The sequence below is a fragment of the Lactobacillus sp. ESL0791 genome (assembly GCF_029433255.1).
Lineage (GTDB): Bacteria > Bacillota > Bacilli > Lactobacillales > Lactobacillaceae > Lactobacillus.
This window is the reverse complement of record NZ_JAQTHU010000001.1, coordinates 1,061,134-1,077,382: the sequence shown is the minus strand read 5'-3', so window position 1 is coordinate 1,077,382 and position 16,249 is coordinate 1,061,134. Positions and strand designations below refer to the sequence as shown.

Here is a 16,249-nt window from a genome sequence, read left to right as displayed (position 1 = left end):
TTAAGCGTGCACATTAAAAATAACGAAGTTGCCGTTTTTGCAATCGGGGGGTTGCACGAAATCGGCAAAAATATGTATTGTGTCCAGTATCAGGACGAAATTGTTATCATGGATTGCGGGATCAAGTTTCCAGAAGACGACCTTCTTGGCATCAACTACGTTATTTCCGATTATTCATATTTAGTTAAAAACCGTAAAAAAATCAAGGCGCTGGTGATTAGCCACGGTCATGAGGACCATATTGGCGGGATTCCTTTCCTACTAGAAAAAATCCCAGAAATTCCAGTTTACGCGACACCATTTGCCTTGGCCTTAATCAAGGGAAAACTAGACGAACACGGCATTTTAAAAACGACAGAACTGCATGAAGAACACGAAGACACTGTCTTAAAATTCAAAAAATTGTCCGTCAGCTTCTTCAGAACTACACACTCAATTCCTGACACCTTAGGAATTGAGGTCCATACACCGCTTGGTGCTGTTGTTTTCACAGGAGATTTCAAGTTTGACCTGACTCCTGTCATGAACCAACCAGCACCTGATTTTCAAAGGATGGCTCAAGTTGGCAAGGAAGGTGTGCTCGCCCTACTTTCCGATTCGACCAACGCGGAAGTCAGCCAGTTTACTAAGTCGGAACGCTTTGTTGCCAAGTCTCTTCATGACATCATAACGGGGATTGACGGACGGATAATTTTTGCGACCTTTGCTTCCAATCTTTACCGGGTATCCACGGCCATTCAGGCAGCGATCGATACGGGGCGCAAAGTGGCTATTTTTGGACGAAGTATGGAAAATGGCGTCCAAAATGGAATTGATCTGGGATATTTAACCGTTCCTGAAGGCTTAATTGTTGATGCCAATGAAATCAACCACACCCCACCGGAAAAAGTGATGATTCTTTGTACCGGCTCTCAGGGAGAACCGCTGGCCGCCCTTTCGCGGATTGCTAACGGCACCCACAGGCAGATTAGCTTGCAGCCAAATGACACGGTCATCTTCTCGTCTAACCCGATTCCAGGCAATACATTGAGTGTTAACCACCTAATCAATAAATTGATGGAAGGCGGCGCTAATGTGGTTCACGGCCGTGTTAACAACGTCCACACTTCTGGGCATGGCGGTCAAGAAGAATTGAAAATGATGGTGCGCTTAACCAAGCCTAAGTACATGATTCCTGTTCACGGCGAATACCGGATGCAGGTGATTCATACCGAATTGGCCCAGGCCGCTGGTGTTCCAGCCGATCACACCTTTGTTTTGGAAAATGGTGAGGTTCTCTGCTTTGGACCCGAAGGATCAAGAATTGCCGGTCACGTTCCTGCAGGTGACGTTTATGTCGATACCTCGGGCACAGCCGACGTAGGTAATGTTGTCGTCCATGACCGGCAGATTTTGTCAGAGGAAGGTTTAGTAGTTGCAGTTGCAACTGTTGACTACAAGCATAAACGGGTCTTGGCGGGACCAGATATTCTCAGCCGCGGCTTTGTTTACATGCGCGAATCAACCGACTTGATCAGTCAGGCGCAAAAGAATGTTTATCATATTCTAAAAAATGAAATGGCTAAAAGTAGTCAGCCGAAGGGCAACGAAATTCGCAAGGCAATTGTCGACAACCTTTCAGACTTTTTATATTCCAAGACTGAACGCCGGCCGATGATTTTACCAATGTTGATTGAAAAAAAATAGATTTGATTATTAGACTAGGATATTGATTAGCTGCTTAAAGCTTAAGCAAGCTAGTCTATTTTTGTGATTATGAATAAAACTGAGCTTACCTTTCATATCTTGGTAAATAAAATTGCAGGTAACGGCCACGCCCAAAAGGTCTTTAACCAAGTTACCAGACTATTAACCAAGCATAAGTACCTCTTCGATTTTCAAAACAGCAATTATGCCGGTGCCCTAATTACGTTAGCACGGGAGTACGGTGACCAGCACCATAACAAGAATGAGATTCTGCTATTAATTGGTGGTGATGGCTCCTTAAATGAAGTTTTAAACGGCATTAAGCGTTCGCAAAATCCAGCAACACCGTTTGCCTATTTGCCCGCCGGTACCGGTAATGATTTTGGCCGCGCTGCAAAATTAACTACTGATCCAGAAGTACTTCTCAAAAATTTACAGCATCATTTGTACCCTGTGTCAATTGATTGCGGCTGTGCAAAGTTAATTAGTCATCCTGACAGTAATTACTATTTTGCTAACAGTTTCGGTACTGGTTTTGATGCTTGTGTTATTCATTACAGCAACAAATCTGTACTTAAGAAAATATTAAATAAATTAAGTATGGGTAAGTTGATTTATGCTTCAAAAATTTTACAGTCATTAAGAAGACAGGATACGTTTAAAGTTACAGCTCAAGCAGAATCAAAAATTTTGCAGTATGATGACGCTTTTTTAGTCACGACAACTAACCACCCCTATTTGGGCGGCGGCATTCCGCTTTTTCCTCGTGCCAATGTCACCAGTCATCAATTAGATACCATTATTATTGAAAAATTTTCTATTCCCAAGCTGCTAAAACTGTTATTCAACTTATTGAAGGACGGTTCGCATATTTATGATCCCCAATTTCATTACATTGAAGCCGAAAAAATTACTGTTGCAACTGATAAAAAAGAGTTTGTGCAAATTGATGGTGAAGATGTTCAACTTGATAATTTTACAGTTGAGTTTAACATTAAACAATTCAATCTATTTAAATAAAAAATAAGGCTCCAAATTAGCTTATCATAAATTTGGAACCTTATTTTTTATCTTTTAGTAACGGAACAGCGAACAAAACAATTACAAAGTAAATGGCCGAAACGTAAAACATAATTGTCATGCTCTTAGCCGCAGCCATGATAAAATCATTGATAAAAAGTGCAATGCTAACCATAATCTCTGTGATAAAAGAAATCACTGACAACATTAATGATTTATCGCGCACATGAATAATGTATAAACTAGTGATAGATTAAAATGCAAATTTTTAACATAAATTATCGACCAGTAGTAAAGGACAAAGATGGTGCCACAATTGTAACCGATGTTGATTAAGAGCAAAATCCAGAAACTTTTCTTTTTTAGAAAATGCGTCAGTAAATTAAAAAGCGAAGTTGCTTCAAAATCTGTTTTCTTTTGGGCCCTGTTATCAGAAAAATTCATCGTTTTAATAAAAATAATCACAAAAGTTGGATACAGAATTAAGCCAATCATGGCAAACCAAATCGGTGCTTTCATATTAATGCTAAAGAGACAGGTACCAATATTGCCGCCAAGCAAGGTCGCAATGTTCAAGACGGTTACCTGCATCCCCATCAACTTGCTGCTGGGTACGATCTTGTTTTTTTCTTGCAAATCTGTAATGTAGGCAAGAAGCGTCCCTGAATTTAACGCGAGCCCGATGTCGTAAATTAGTTCAGCAACTGCATAAAAAACAAAGCCTTTTAGAAAAATCAATAGTAAAAAACTGCTGGCCATCGTTAAAGCCGAAAAATTAAGAACCTTTAACCGGCCAACCCGATCTGCCAGATAGCCTGCCGGTAATAATCTTAAAAGTAAACCAATACTCTGAAATGATTTAATTGAGCTGATTTGCGCATCTGGAATGCCGTTATTTGCATAAAACAAAGAAAAAATACCAGACATCGATGAACGGAAAAACGTAAAAACTGCAGTAAATAGTAAAAAAGTAAGTCCAATCCGTTTAGCAATATTTTTATGTTTCACTTCATTCACCTTCTCGTAAATTTTATTTTTACATGTTAACAATAAACTATACGATAATCAATCCTTTTTCTACTGAATTTTAAAACCCAAAGAAATATAAATTTCCTTGGGCTTTCGCTTTTTAATATCTATCCTAAATATGAAATTGCTAGTTGCAGTTGCGCCAGTTTGACAATTGCCTGCACCAGATTTTCTCTTGTCGTCACAACAGAAATTGAACAATCATCTTCAGCAAAGTCAAAGCCGACTCCCAGAGCAATTTCCTCGGCCGTTTGGTAAAGTTCCGTGTCAAGTTGGCCCGGATCAAGTTTAAATAATATCCGCCCCTCATCACTTATTTGGAATTTATTCCTGCATTTTTTAACAAAACAATAAATCGTATCGCCGTAAGCATCAATTTCTGTTGTGGCAACTTCAACCGTATCAGCGCTAACCGCAGTAACTTCTGTATGTTCGCTGATCCAAGAGCCGATTCCCTGCTTGATAAATTTAATCTCACTGTTAATTTTTTCCGTCATCATTACTCCATTATCTTGCAGCTAATTTAATTCCCTGCATCCCAATCATTGGGTCAATTTCACCCGAATAAATTAGCTCAGGTGTCAAAATATAATCTTGCGGTAAAGATTTTGTTTCTTCTGCATCAGTCGATTCAGCAGCCACAGAAACCTCAGACTCATCAGCGGTCTTTTCTTTTGCTTCTTGCTCTGCCAAACCTAACTGTTTGCGCAATTTATCTGTTAGACCCGTTTTCCGGTCATTGCCTGGTGTGTTAAGCGCAATAACATAAGCCCGGGGATCACCTACCAAAACCAGATTTTTCTCTGCCCTCGTGACCGCAGTATAGAGCAGATTACGCTTAAGCATCACATAATTCTGCATCGTTAAATTCAAGATTACCAGCGGAAATTCCGAACCCTGAGACTTATGAATGGTGATTGCATAAGCTCGGGTTACATCCAGCAGGTCTTTTTTACTAAAATTAATCTCCCGTTCATCGAAATTAGCCACCATACACTTCTTAGAATTTTTCTCATCAATACTGACAATTTTGCCAATTTGTCCATTATAGATATCTTTTTCAGGATTGTTTTGTAACTGTAAAATCCGGTCACCAATGCGAAAAGTTTCATTGTGAACTTCAAGCACCTTACCGTCTTGTTTAGCCGGATTCATAATATTCTGAATTACATTATTCAGATTAGTTACGCCGCCGTCACCGTGATACATCGCGCCAAGAACCTGAATATCATCTTCATTAAAACCGCGTTTCAAGGCCATTTCAACAATCTGGCTGACGGCTTCACTGACTAAGTTCGGTTGACACTTGATAAAAGAATAATTTTGAGTTTTCTTGAACAGATTATCCTGATTCTTGCCCTCGTTAATGTCATGGGCCAAGGTAATAATTGTTGAGTCATTTCCCTGCCGATGGATTCGCTTGAGAACAGTGGTCGGAAAGGCCTGGGACTTAATCAAATCGCTAAAAACATTACCTGCACCCACGGATGGCAGCTGATCCTTATCACCGACAAAAACAATGTGCCGAGTTTGACTTATACACGAAAGCAGTTCCTTAAACAGGAACATATCAACCATTGACATTTCATCAATTATTAAAATTTCACCGTTTAGTTCGTTTAAATCCTCACTGTGATTTTCACCAATTCCTAGGCCCAGCAAACGGTGAATTGTTTTGGCTGTAATCCCTGTAATTTCCTCCATTCTTTTAGCGGCACGACCAGTCGGAGCAGCCAGCAAAAACGGCGGGTCACTACTATACAGGGCGGAAGCTGGAATCTTTGCCAATTGTCTTAGTGCTAGTAAAATCCCGTTAATGATTGTTGTTTTCCCCGTTCCTGGACCGCCAGTCAAAACAGAAATCGGGTGTGTCAAGGCATTTTTGATTGCCTCTTTTTGTGTTTCATCATATTCGATTTTTAACTTTTCTTCAGCATAAGCAATCGCTGCCAGAACATTTTTATCGCTGTATTGCTCCTCATCCTGTTGCTTGCCGCGAGCAACTAAATTTTTCATTAATAAGGCGATATCAGTCTCTGTCTGCCAAATATTTTGCAAAGCAGCATCCTCACCAGCAACCACGATTTTGCCCGCATGCTGCAATTCATTTACACAAGAAGCAATTGGGTCAAATTGCTTAATTGCTAATAATTTACTTGTTTCGGTCAGCAGGTCGGCCAGCTTGATATAGGTATCGCCTTGATTAACTAACCGATCTAGCAACACCTGAAAAATTGCACCGTTGATTCTTCTTGGATCATCAGCCTCAATTCCTAGCTCTCTACCTAACTTGTCAGCCGTTTTAAACCCATAACCTGTTACTCCTGCCACTGCAGCATAGGGGTCTTCCTGCAGCTTAGCATAGGCCTCACCGTGATACAACTGATATAACCCGCCAGCAATACGTTTATTAATCCCAAGTTGCGCCAGCTTTAACACAAATTCAGAATAAGAATCCATTGCGTTAATTCCGGCAAGCAGACTATTTTTCTGCTTTCTGGTTAAAGACAAAGTATCAATCTTAGTTGGCTTTTCTTTCAGCACATCCAGTGCCTGCAACCCCAATTCTGCCACAATTTTTTCTGCAGCTTTCTTACCGATCCCCGGAAATTTGGTCGAACTTAGATACTTAACCAGGCCACCTTCCTCATGAGGCAGAACCTGCTGGTAAGTATTTGCCTTAAATTGCAGACCAAACTTGTTGTGCATCACCAGAGTACCATCAAAATGGTAGCTTTCGTTAACCTGAACTTCGCCGAAATTGCCGGTAACCTTGATATCAGTGCGCGAATAGCCCTTTAGTTCGCCAATAATTTCAACATCAAGTATTTTAAATAAATCCTGATCATTTTCAAACACAATTCCGTTGATCTTGCCCGTAAATTCTGTCATTGTTTTTTTCCTTTATCGCTGAGCATCTTTAAAATTGCCGCATATTCATTCTTCGCCTTTTGGTAATATTTCGGATCCTGTTTTTCAGCTTTATCCCAAAATTTTTCTGCCTGATCACGGTCTTCAGTCAAAAAACAAACACCTAATAAAAAATTGATTTTAGCCGTTCTTTTAGCCACAGCAATTTTTAGAAAAGACGTTTCTGCTTGGGCCATCTCGCCCAGACTTAACCAGATATCGCCCAGTAACTCTTTAACCCGGTCATCAACTTCTTTAATTGATAACGCATAGGCCAACGCTTTCTGCTTTTGCCCAATTTTTAGGTAGACCAGCGCCTTTTGGTATAAGACCAGATCATCATTGGGAATTTGGTCAAGCAAATTTATGGCCTTGGTAAAATCACCCTGCATGTAATAACAAACAGCTAAATCATAATCAAGTTCTTCAGGCTTGGTCACTATGTGCTTAGCCTCTTCTAATAATTTGCTTGCCTGATCAAAACTGCCTTGTTCTAATAAATATGTTGCTAACTGCAGATAATTTTCTGCATTTTTAGGATGCGCATCAATCTGTTTAACCAGCAAATGAATTGCTTGGTCTGTCTTGCCAGCATCATAAAGCTCAGCAATTTTTTTATCCATTATAATTCATCCGTTTCTGCTAATTTTCGCTTTAAAAAGTCGGTCTCATTCCAGACAAGGACATGAAAAGTTTTTCCCCGATCTTTTGTTTCAAGTATTGACAAGCTGGTATTGGCCAAGCCACCACGTTTACGCACATCCTTCAACGGGTAGCCTAAAAGCCCACCCATGATTGCCGAAAGGGCAGCACCGTGACTAACAGCCAGAATTTTAGCAGAAGCTTCCGGAAACTCTTTGGCCTTTGCTTGGGCAAAACTTTTACCGCGGGCAATCACTTCCGGATAATTTTCACCGCCGAGCGCCCTACCATCATATCTTTCCGGGTGATTCCAAAGATCATCAATATATTCAGCATATTTTTCTTTAGCCTCAGCAAACTTCATCCCCTCCATTTCGCCCAGATCAAATTCGCGCAGGCGCTCATCGATAATTACCGGCAGCTTAGCATTCATTGTTTCATCAATTTTCTGTGCCGTATTAAAGGCCCGCTGCAAAGGGCTTGAAAAAATTTTCTGAAATTTTGTCCCTGTTAAGTATTGACCCAACTTTTTAATATCAGTTAGACTTTGGGGCAAAAGCGGTGAATCACCATGTGCTCCTTGAAACCGGCTCTCCAGGTTCCATTCGGTTTTTCCATGACGGACAAAATAAATCTGCATTGACGCTAATATCTCTTTTCTACTATGATCACTTGTCTAGTGTAGCATGTAATTCCCACAAAATAAAAAGAGAAATGTATCACTTAACACTTCTCTCTTTATGTATTCACAATTTAAACTAATTGCAGTTTTTTATCATTTTGATAGGCAGCATCAATGTTGCCGCCGCCAAGACATTCTTCACCCTGATACAAAACCAATGCTTGTCCCGGGGTAACCGCACGTGCTGGTTCATCAAAATAGACCGTTGCTGTATTTTCAGCTGCATGATATTCAACGGTCACGCCGAGATCACACTGACGGTAACGAAACTTAGCACTGCAATGTAGCCGAAAATCATGTTTTGGCTGACCAGTAAAGAACGACATATCACTTGCTGTTAATTCCGTTGCATAAAGCAGCTTGCTGTCATACCCCTGTTCAACGATCAATTCATTTTTTTCTAGGTCTTTACCAACGACAAACCATGGTGCGGTCGATTCTTTGGTTGATCCAAGCCCTAAGCCTGATCTTTGACCGATTGTATAGTACATTAAGCCGGCATGTTGACCAACAACCTTGCCATCAGGTGTAATCATCTTGCCCGATTTAGCTGGCAAAAACTCACTTAAAAACTTTTTGAAATTTCGTTCGCCAATGAAACAGATTCCTGTCGAATCTTTCTTATTAGCAGTTGCTAAGCCAGCTTTTTTCGCGATTTCACGCACTTGCGGCTTAGTTAAATTAGCCAAAGGAAAAATTACCTTACTGATCTGTTTTTGACTCAGCTGACTTAAAAAGTAGGTCTGATCCTTATTGCCATCCTTAGGACGCATCATATGGGTAAGCCCATTTTCGTCGGTAACGGTTTTGGCATAATGACCCATGGCAATGTAATCGGCATCCAGATTCATGGCAAACTCTAAAAAGGATTTAAACTTTATTTCACTGTTACACATGACATCGGGATTAGGGGTTCTGCCCTTTTTATATTCATCCAAAAAATATTCAAAGACACGCTGCCAATATTCTTTTTCAAAATTAATTGAATAGTACGGAATCCCGATCTGATCTGCCACTTTTTTGACGTCATCATAATCTTCTGTAACTGTGCAGACACCAGCATCATCGGTATCATCCCAATTTTTCATAAAAACACCGATCACATCATAGCCCTGCTCCTTAAGTAGCAAAGCCGAAACAGAGGAATCAACCCCGCCGCTCATGCCGACTACTACTCTGGCCTTTTTCTTATCCACTATTACATCAATCCTTTACTGGAATAATAATTTTGCGCTCCTCAAGATCCTTTAAAATATAATCTAAAAGTTCTACTGTTTGTGCCAATTGTTTATTTTTAAAAATATTTACCTTTTGCAGGCCATTACGATCTGTCACCACCATTGTTAAATGTGATAAATTCTTATCAATTGTCATCTTTAACTTAGTTGGCGCATTGTACGGAGAATCGTTATACAAAGGGTGTTCGTAATTAAAATTACCCCTGCTAGTCTTCACAAAACCTGCATCAATTAATGCATAAAGTTTCAAATCTGGGCTAAGCGTAAACTTACGCCCATCGCCATTAATTACTACTGTATTTGCCATAATTCAACCTCACTTATAAATAATAAGTTAATTCCTGTTTGAACGCAATTATTTATTCTCAGACTGCAATTTTCCTGCAATTTCCACCAGTTTATTTGCGAAAGCCGTAACTTCAGCAGTTGTGGTATACCGACCAAAGGAAATGCGGATCGATTCTGTAACCCGCGGCGAGTCTTCACCAAAGCAAGCAATTAAAACATGCGAAGGCTCGAGTGACCCGGCAGTGCATGCCGAACCACCAGAAACAGCAAAACCGGCCAGATCCAAATTCGTCTGCAAAATTGCGGTCGCAATCCCATTTAACCGCAAATTTAACACATGATGCGAATCCTGATCATCATGTCCGCCGTTTATTTCGTAGGCAATTCCTGCTTGATCAAGCTTATCCAAAATAATTTTCTGTAAACGCAGATATTTTCCCTGCAGTTCATTTTTATCAAGCTGGGCCATCTCCGTGACTGCCTCGGCAAAGCCGGCAATAGCTGGCACGTTCTCTGTTCCAGCCCGCCTTTTTAGTTCCTGTTCACCGCCCAAAATCAGTGGCGGCAACTTGATATTGCTATTTTCGTAGAGAAAACCCAGAAACTTAGGGCCGTTAATTTTATGGGCCGATGTTGACAGCAAATCGATCTGCATTTTTTGCACATCAAGATCAATGTTACCCAGCCCCTGCACAGCATCAACGTGAAAATAGGCGTTACTTTTTTTAACTAGCTTGCCGATTTCCTCAAGGGGCATGATACTGCCTACTTCATTGTTTACGGCCATAACTGATACTAAAATTGTATCTGGTGTTAGAACCTGGTTTAACTCTGCAAGTGAAATTTGCCCTGTTTCATTTACATCAAGATAGGTAACTTCAAATCCTTCTTTTTCAAGCTCTTTCATTGGATTTAGTACTGATGGGTGCTCAATCTTGGTCGTGATAATTTTCCGGCCCAATTCTTTTCGGCTTCTAGCGGTTCCCATAATAGCCATGTTATTGCTTTCTGAGCCACCAGAAGTAAAAATGATTTCCGTTTCGTGAGCATTAATTGCCTGGGCAATTTCCTGCCGCGCATGACTGATTGTACCGCTCGCCTTCCGACCCAACTCATATGTGCTTGAAGCATTGCCAAAATCATTTTTCATTTCGGATGTTATCACATCAATTACTCCGGGTGCCATCGGGGTCGTTGCCGCATTATCCAAATAAACTTCTGTCATCTTTAACTCATCTTTTCCAAATAAGCACAAATTAGGCTGGCAGCCCTTGCCCCCACCTTTTTTGCAAATTGATCAAAATCTTCGTTGGCATTATCATCACCGTTATCCGAGATCGCGCGCAGGGCAACCAGTGGTTTAGCAAAGTGCTTGGCAACTTGTGCAAATGCTGCACCTTCCATTTCAACTGCCAAGGCTGAGGGAAAATTAGCAGTAATCACTGCTTTTTGTGTGTCTGAACCAACAAAGGCATCCCCTGTAACGACTAATCCTTCTTTATAGGCAACTTTTTCTGCTGTCAAATATTTGGCAAATTCATTTCGTTCCTTTGAGTCTAATTTAAATTCCGCAGGTTCACCTGGAATCTGCCCCTCAACATAATTTCCTGCCAATGTATTATGGGCATCATGGTACGCAAAAGAGCTGACAAGCAGTAAATCACCCTTTTTTACCCCTTTATTTAAAGAGCCGGCGGTTCCTGTCATAAAAATTTGGTCAATCTCAACCTCTGTCAGCAGGCTGGACAAATTCATTGCAGCCTGAACTTTACCAATTCCACTTAGACCCAAATATATATCATTGCTATTAACAGAAAAATGTTCGAACTCTGTTGATCCGAACATTTCTTTGCGGCCTGAGTGAAAATGCTTGCGATAATATTCTGCTTCAATTGCCATTGGCACAATAATTGCTATTTTCATCTTTACCTCTTTAAAATTTACAAGCGAAATAATGCAAACAAGACTAACAAGATTAGTAAAAATACGATAATAATTGCATGATTTAATTTTTTCTTGAGCCTTAAACTTTTATCATTAACAGTTTGCTCATTATCAGTAATGTTTTCTTTAGAAGCATTTTCCCGGAAGTGTTCCACCTGATCATTGCCACTACCGTCATCTTTTTCCTCTGGCTGCCGTTGAAAATCTGAGTTGACATCAACATCATCGTCATCAGCAATAAATGCAGATTTAATATCTTGAAAAAGCCCCTGCTTCTTTTTTTTACGATGCTCTTTTCGATATTCCGAACGCTTCTCAGTCATTATCTTCCTTAACCTTTGCAGCCGTCAAAAGCATGTTTTCCCATACATTAATCGCGTAGGCCGTTTTTGCATCAACAATCTTTCCCTCCGCAATCAGTTTCTTCAATTCTTCAAGGGAAAACCAGTGTGCTGCCAAAAATTCATCCTCATCAAGTGGCCGTTTATCCTCTAATGCAGTTAATGTATCGCAGTAAAACAGGTACAACTTTTCATTGGTAAAACCCGGCGACGAATAAAATTCCGTGATTTTTTCCCAATAATCTGCCCGGTAGCCGCCTTCTTCGTTTAGTTCACGCTTCATCGCATCTAGTGGGCTGGCATCCGTTTCATCAATTAATCCCGCCGGAATTTCCAGTGTCAATTGCTTAATTGGCTCACGCCACTGCTCGACCAGCAACATTTTCTTTTCAGCATTAATTGCAATCACAGCAGCAGCCGGCTGATGCTTCACGACTTCCCTTGAAGCATTTTTGCCGTTAGGCAGCTTAATTGTCCGCACTTCCAGATTAACAATCCTTCCCGAAAAGATTTGCTTTGCGGATATTTCTGTCTCGTTTAAATCCATTTATCTTCTCTCTTGTGAATCTGTTAAATACACATTGACACACTGCAAGCCGTTTTTTCCTTGAGCTAGCTGATACTTTACTTTTTGTCCCACCTCTAGGTGTTTGAAGCCTTTTTCTTTAATAGCGGTGTAAAAAACAAAATATGATTTATGATTTTGCTCGTCCGTGATAAAACCATAACTGCTGCCATGATCAAACTGCTTAACTGTACCGTAGCGCATTATTCTGTCAAACCTTCTTCAACTGCTTCCGGACATGTTTCTGCAACAATTTCGGCACAGCGTGCACATAACATTGGAAATTCCGTATTCTGCCCAATATCATTCTTAATCATTCGGCAGCGCGGACAAATTTCGCCTTCAGCATGCGCAACAACGATATCGGCATTTGCCAAATGCTCAGCTTCAGCTGGAGCTTGGCCATCAGCAATTATCAGTTTAGAAACGATCAAAATCTGTCTGAAATCAGAATGAAGCTCATCAAGCACGGCCTTTGTTTCCTTATCAGGGTAGATCGTCACTGCCGCCTCAAATGATTTACCGATCATTTTCTTGTCTCTTGCATCCTCAAGTGCCTTAAGAACATCGTCACGCAGGTGCATAAACTTGCCCCAATCCTCAAGCAATTGGTCATGGTTAGCATACTGAGAAGCTTCCGGCATTTCAGCTAACTGTACATAGTCTTCTTGCTCTTTTAAGTAGCTCCAGACTTCTTCCATCGTATGCGGCAAAATTGGTGTTAAAATCTTAGCCAATTTAACTGCTGCATCATAAATGACTGTCTGCATTGACCGCCGTGCATGACTATTTTCAGCTTCAATATACAGAACATCTTTGGCAAAGTCCAAATAAAAGGCTGACAAATCATTTGAAATGAAAGTAAAGACTTTTTTATAGACACTTGTAAAATCATACTTGTCGTAACTTGCAAGACATTCTTTAACCAAATCATTCAGTTTAACTTCCATGTACTGGTCAATTGAACGAAGATCGTCATACGCTACACGGTCCTGACTTGGATCAAAATCATTGGTATTAGCCAGCATGTAACGGAAAGTATTTCTGATCTTGCGGTAACCTTCAGAAGTCTGCCGCAAAATATCCTGCGACACGGCAACATCCGAAGTGGTGTCGGCCGAAGCAACCCAAAGACGGATAATTTCGGCACCCATTTGTTTAATGACATCGTTAGGTGAAATGACATTGCCAAGCGACTTAGACATCTTATGACCTTTATCATCAAGCACAAAGCCTTGCGATAAAATACCCTTATATGGTGCCTTGCCGGTTGTGGCCACCGAAGTGATCAAACTTGAGTTGAACCAGCCGCGGTACTGATCACTGCCTTCAAGGTACAAATCTGCTGGGAAATGCAAATCTTTCCGATGCGCCATTACTGCACGGTGAGATGAACCCGAGTCAAACCATACATCCAAAATGTCTTTTTCTTTTCTAAATTTACCGTTCGGAGAATGCTTCGAGGTAAATCCTTCCGGTAACAATTCTTTAGCAGAATGAGTGTACCAGGCAACGGAACCCTCTTTAGCAAAAATTTCCGCGATGTGCTCAATCGTTTCTGGAGTTACGATCGGTGTATCATCTTCGGCATAAAAAATTGGCAACGGAACTCCCCATGCACGCTGACGAGAAATTACCCAATCGCCGCGATCCCTGATCATATTGTATAAACGCGTTTTGCCCCAGGACGGTGTAAAGGTAGTCTTTTCAATTTGGTCAAGAATCTGCTTGCGGAACTTATCAACTGAAGCAAACCATTGAGTAGTAGCACGGTAAATCACCGGTTTCTTTGTCCGCCAATCGTGCGGGTATGAGTGCGTGAAGAAGCTTAATTTTAAAAGATTGCCCGACTTCTTTAATTTTTCACTGACAACCTTGTTAGCATCATCATAAAACATGCCAACCAGATCGGGATCGGGAATTTCTTTGGTGAAACAGCCCTTATTATCCATCGGGCTGAAGACCGGTAGGCCGTATTTTTGCCCAACATTGTAGTCGTCCTCACCAAAACCGGTAGCGGTATGAACTAAGCCGGTACCATCACTGGCAGTGACATGCATGGCATTCATTAACAGCGAATCTTGATCATAGAGTGGATGCTTAGCAACCATTCGGTCCATCTCGGTGCCTTTCATGTGCTGAACGACTTGATAGTCTTGCCACCCTAAGTCTTGGGCTACCGCTTCAAGCCGATCAGTTCCAATCACATAACGTTTATCACCAACCTGAACAACGGAATAATCAAAACGCGGATTAACTACAATTCCTTGATTTGACGGAATCGTCCACGGTGTAGTTGTCCAAATTACAAAGTAAGTATTCTTTGGATCCAGAATTCCCTTGCCATCTTTGACTGGAAAAGCAACATAAATAGAAGGCGATTTAATATCATGGTATTCAACCTCGGCTTCAGCCAAAGTTGATTCACTTGAAGGTGACCAATATACCGGTTTTTTGCCTTTGTAAATATAGCCCTTAGCGTACATTTCCCCGAAAACACGAATTTCTTCAGCCTCATATTCAGGATGCAAGGTGACATACGGGTGATCCCAATCACCCATTACACCCAGCCGCTTGAAATCGGTCATTTGCTTTTTAATTTCTTTTTCAGCAAATTCTTTACACAATTCACGGTATTTGGCAGGATCCAACTTTTTTCGGTCAATTCCCTGCTTCGTCAGCTGCTGTTCGATCGGCAAACCATGAGTATCCCAACCAGGAACATAAGGTGCATAATGACCACTCATATTCTTATAGCGGACGATGATATCCTTGGAAATCTTATTCATGGCGTGTCCCATATGAATATTGCCGTTAGCAAACGGCGGGCCATCGTGCAGATCAAAACGCGGTTTACCCTTGTTCAGCTTTAATCTTTGCTCATATAACTTATTTTCTTCCCATTCTTTTTGCCATTCGGCTTCACGAACCGGAAGATTGCCTCGCATCTTAAATTTCGTTTTGCCTAAATTGAGTGTATCTTTGATTTTCATTTTACTTTCCTTTCCAAAAAAACCTCGTCCTAAATATAGGGCGAGGTTATAATTCGTGGTACCACCTAACTTGGACTTTTTCAAGTCCCACTTAGTTTTACGTATCGTGTAACAACGTTCAGACCAATCGACAGCCGATCAATTTTTGAGTTTAAGTATTAGCCTTTCACCTCCGCTAATTCGCTGCAATTACTCATCAATTTTACTGTCAGTCTAAAATTATTCATGACCTTTATAATCATCAGGAAAAACAATCGTTGTATCTGAGTCTTTATTGTTAGAATTATGATCAAGATTGACTGTTTCATGATTTGGACTATCACCGGTCATAATATCCGGTTCATCGTCCATATCTTCCTCCCCAAAGTCTACGTCATCTGCATCCTCAATGTCAACCTCATCATCGTCATTATTTACCAATAAAATTGGTTCTGACCCATCAAATGGGTAAAACCGATCGGTATGAAAATAAGTATCCAAGGCATGCTGCCACTTGTCATCACTCAGAACATCAATCTGATTTTGCAATAATTTTTGAATACCGTTACGAAATTCAGCAACTTCTTCTTTAATGCGATCATAATCATTTCTGATTGTATCCTGCTGCTGTTTTTCATAGCTAGTATTCGCAGCCGCTTGTTTATGTGCGTTACTGACAATCTGCTTTGCCTTTTTCTTCGCATCTTCTTGCATTTTGGCAAGTGATTGTTTCTGATTATTATAACCGGCAACCTTTTTCTCTAATTGTTCAACTTTATTATTAAGCTCAACTACTTCATTCTTTAAATCAGCGGTTTCATCTAACGCATTTCCGTAATCATCAACAATCCGGTCAAGAAAACTATCTACTTCACGGCGGTCATAACCATTAATTCCACGATGTTTAAATTCTTGATTATGAATATCCATCG

17 protein-coding genes are annotated in these 16,249 nt (G+C 40.6%); 2 read left to right on the top strand and 15 right to left on the bottom strand.

The window, feature by feature from the left end; genetic code table 11:
* Positions 1–6: 6 nt before the first annotated feature.
* Positions 7–1,686, top strand: coding sequence for a ribonuclease J1 (gene rnjA / locus PT285_RS05395; RefSeq protein WP_277148494.1), 1,680 nt, complete (start codon positions 7–9; stop codon positions 1,684–1,686).
* A 69-nt stretch (positions 1,687–1,755) separates the two neighbouring features.
* On the top strand, positions 1,756–2,706 hold the full coding sequence (locus tag PT285_RS05390) for a diacylglycerol kinase family protein (protein ID WP_277150622.1): 951 nt from the start codon (positions 1,756–1,758) through the stop codon (positions 2,704–2,706).
* A 40-nt stretch (positions 2,707–2,746) separates the two neighbouring features.
* Here the strand turns inward: PT285_RS05390 and PT285_RS05385 are convergent, their stop codons facing one another.
* The 15 genes from PT285_RS05385 to PT285_RS05315 all read right to left on the bottom strand — a co-directional run bounded on the left by PT285_RS05385 (position 2,747) and on the right by PT285_RS05315 (position 16,247).
* Positions 2,747–2,881 carry a hypothetical protein gene (locus tag PT285_RS05385; protein ID WP_277148492.1) on the bottom strand — a complete coding sequence of 45 codons (135 nt, stop codon included), beginning with the start codon at positions 2,879–2,881 and terminating at the stop codon, positions 2,747–2,749.
* A 32-nt stretch (positions 2,882–2,913) separates the two neighbouring features.
* A complete protein-coding gene (locus PT285_RS05380) occupies positions 2,914–3,714 on the bottom strand; it encodes an MFS transporter (RefSeq protein WP_277148490.1) in 801 nt (266 codons plus the stop codon).
* Between the two features lie 128 nt (positions 3,715–3,842).
* Entirely contained in the window at positions 3,843–4,235 is a 393-nt protein-coding gene (locus tag PT285_RS05375; RefSeq protein ID WP_277148488.1) for a DUF1828 domain-containing protein, read from the bottom strand.
* Between the two features lie 7 nt (positions 4,236–4,242).
* Positions 4,243–6,627, bottom strand: a complete 2,385-nt coding sequence (locus tag PT285_RS05370) for an ATP-dependent RecD-like DNA helicase (protein WP_277148486.1) — start codon at positions 6,625–6,627, stop codon at positions 4,243–4,245.
* A complete protein-coding gene (locus PT285_RS05365; RefSeq protein WP_277148483.1) occupies positions 6,624–7,268 on the bottom strand; it encodes a lipopolysaccharide assembly protein LapB in 645 nt (214 codons plus the stop codon). The genes PT285_RS05370 and PT285_RS05365 overlap by 4 nt, the downstream gene beginning before the upstream one ends.
* On the bottom strand, positions 7,268–7,927 hold the full coding sequence (locus PT285_RS05360; protein WP_277148480.1) for a histidine phosphatase family protein: 660 nt from the start codon (positions 7,925–7,927) through the stop codon (positions 7,268–7,270). The genes PT285_RS05365 and PT285_RS05360 overlap by 1 nt, the downstream gene beginning before the upstream one ends.
* Before the next feature lie 113 nt (positions 7,928–8,040).
* The gene (gene mnmA, locus PT285_RS05355; protein WP_277150620.1) at positions 8,041–9,168 is read right to left on the bottom strand and encodes a tRNA 2-thiouridine(34) synthase MnmA; all 1,128 of its coding nucleotides are present in this window, start codon (positions 9,166–9,168) and stop codon (positions 8,041–8,043) included.
* A 4-nt stretch (positions 9,169–9,172) separates the two neighbouring features.
* Complete coding sequence (locus tag PT285_RS05350) at positions 9,173–9,514, bottom strand: DUF1831 domain-containing protein (protein WP_277148478.1); 342 nt, start codon at positions 9,512–9,514, stop codon at positions 9,173–9,175.
* Between the two features lie 48 nt (positions 9,515–9,562).
* Entirely contained in the window at positions 9,563–10,720 is a 1,158-nt protein-coding gene (locus PT285_RS05345) for a cysteine desulfurase family protein (RefSeq protein ID WP_277148476.1), read from the bottom strand.
* A gap of 2 nt (positions 10,721–10,722) precedes the next feature.
* The gene (locus PT285_RS05340; protein ID WP_277148474.1) at positions 10,723–11,418 is read right to left on the bottom strand and encodes a 5'-methylthioadenosine/adenosylhomocysteine nucleosidase; all 696 of its coding nucleotides are present in this window, start codon (positions 11,416–11,418) and stop codon (positions 10,723–10,725) included.
* Between the two features lie 17 nt (positions 11,419–11,435).
* Entirely contained in the window at positions 11,436–11,762 is a 327-nt protein-coding gene (locus PT285_RS05335) for a hypothetical protein (RefSeq protein WP_277148472.1), read from the bottom strand.
* Entirely contained in the window at positions 11,755–12,327 is a 573-nt protein-coding gene (locus PT285_RS05330) for an NUDIX hydrolase (protein WP_277148471.1), read from the bottom strand. The genes PT285_RS05335 and PT285_RS05330 overlap by 8 nt, the downstream gene beginning before the upstream one ends.
* Positions 12,328–12,549 (bottom strand): cold-shock protein, encoded by a 222-nt coding sequence (locus PT285_RS05325; RefSeq protein ID WP_277148469.1) that lies wholly within the window; start codon positions 12,547–12,549, stop codon positions 12,328–12,330.
* A complete protein-coding gene (gene ileS / locus PT285_RS05320; protein ID WP_277148467.1) occupies positions 12,549–15,338 on the bottom strand; it encodes an isoleucine--tRNA ligase in 2,790 nt (929 codons plus the stop codon). Before ileS ends, PT285_RS05325 begins: the two co-directional genes overlap by 1 nt.
* Positions 15,339–15,557: 219 nt before the next feature.
* Positions 15,558–16,247: a DivIVA domain-containing protein gene (locus tag PT285_RS05315; protein WP_280928040.1), complete on the bottom strand. Its 690-nt coding sequence runs from the start codon at positions 16,245–16,247 to the stop codon at positions 15,558–15,560.
* Positions 16,248–16,249: the final 2 nt, after the last annotated feature.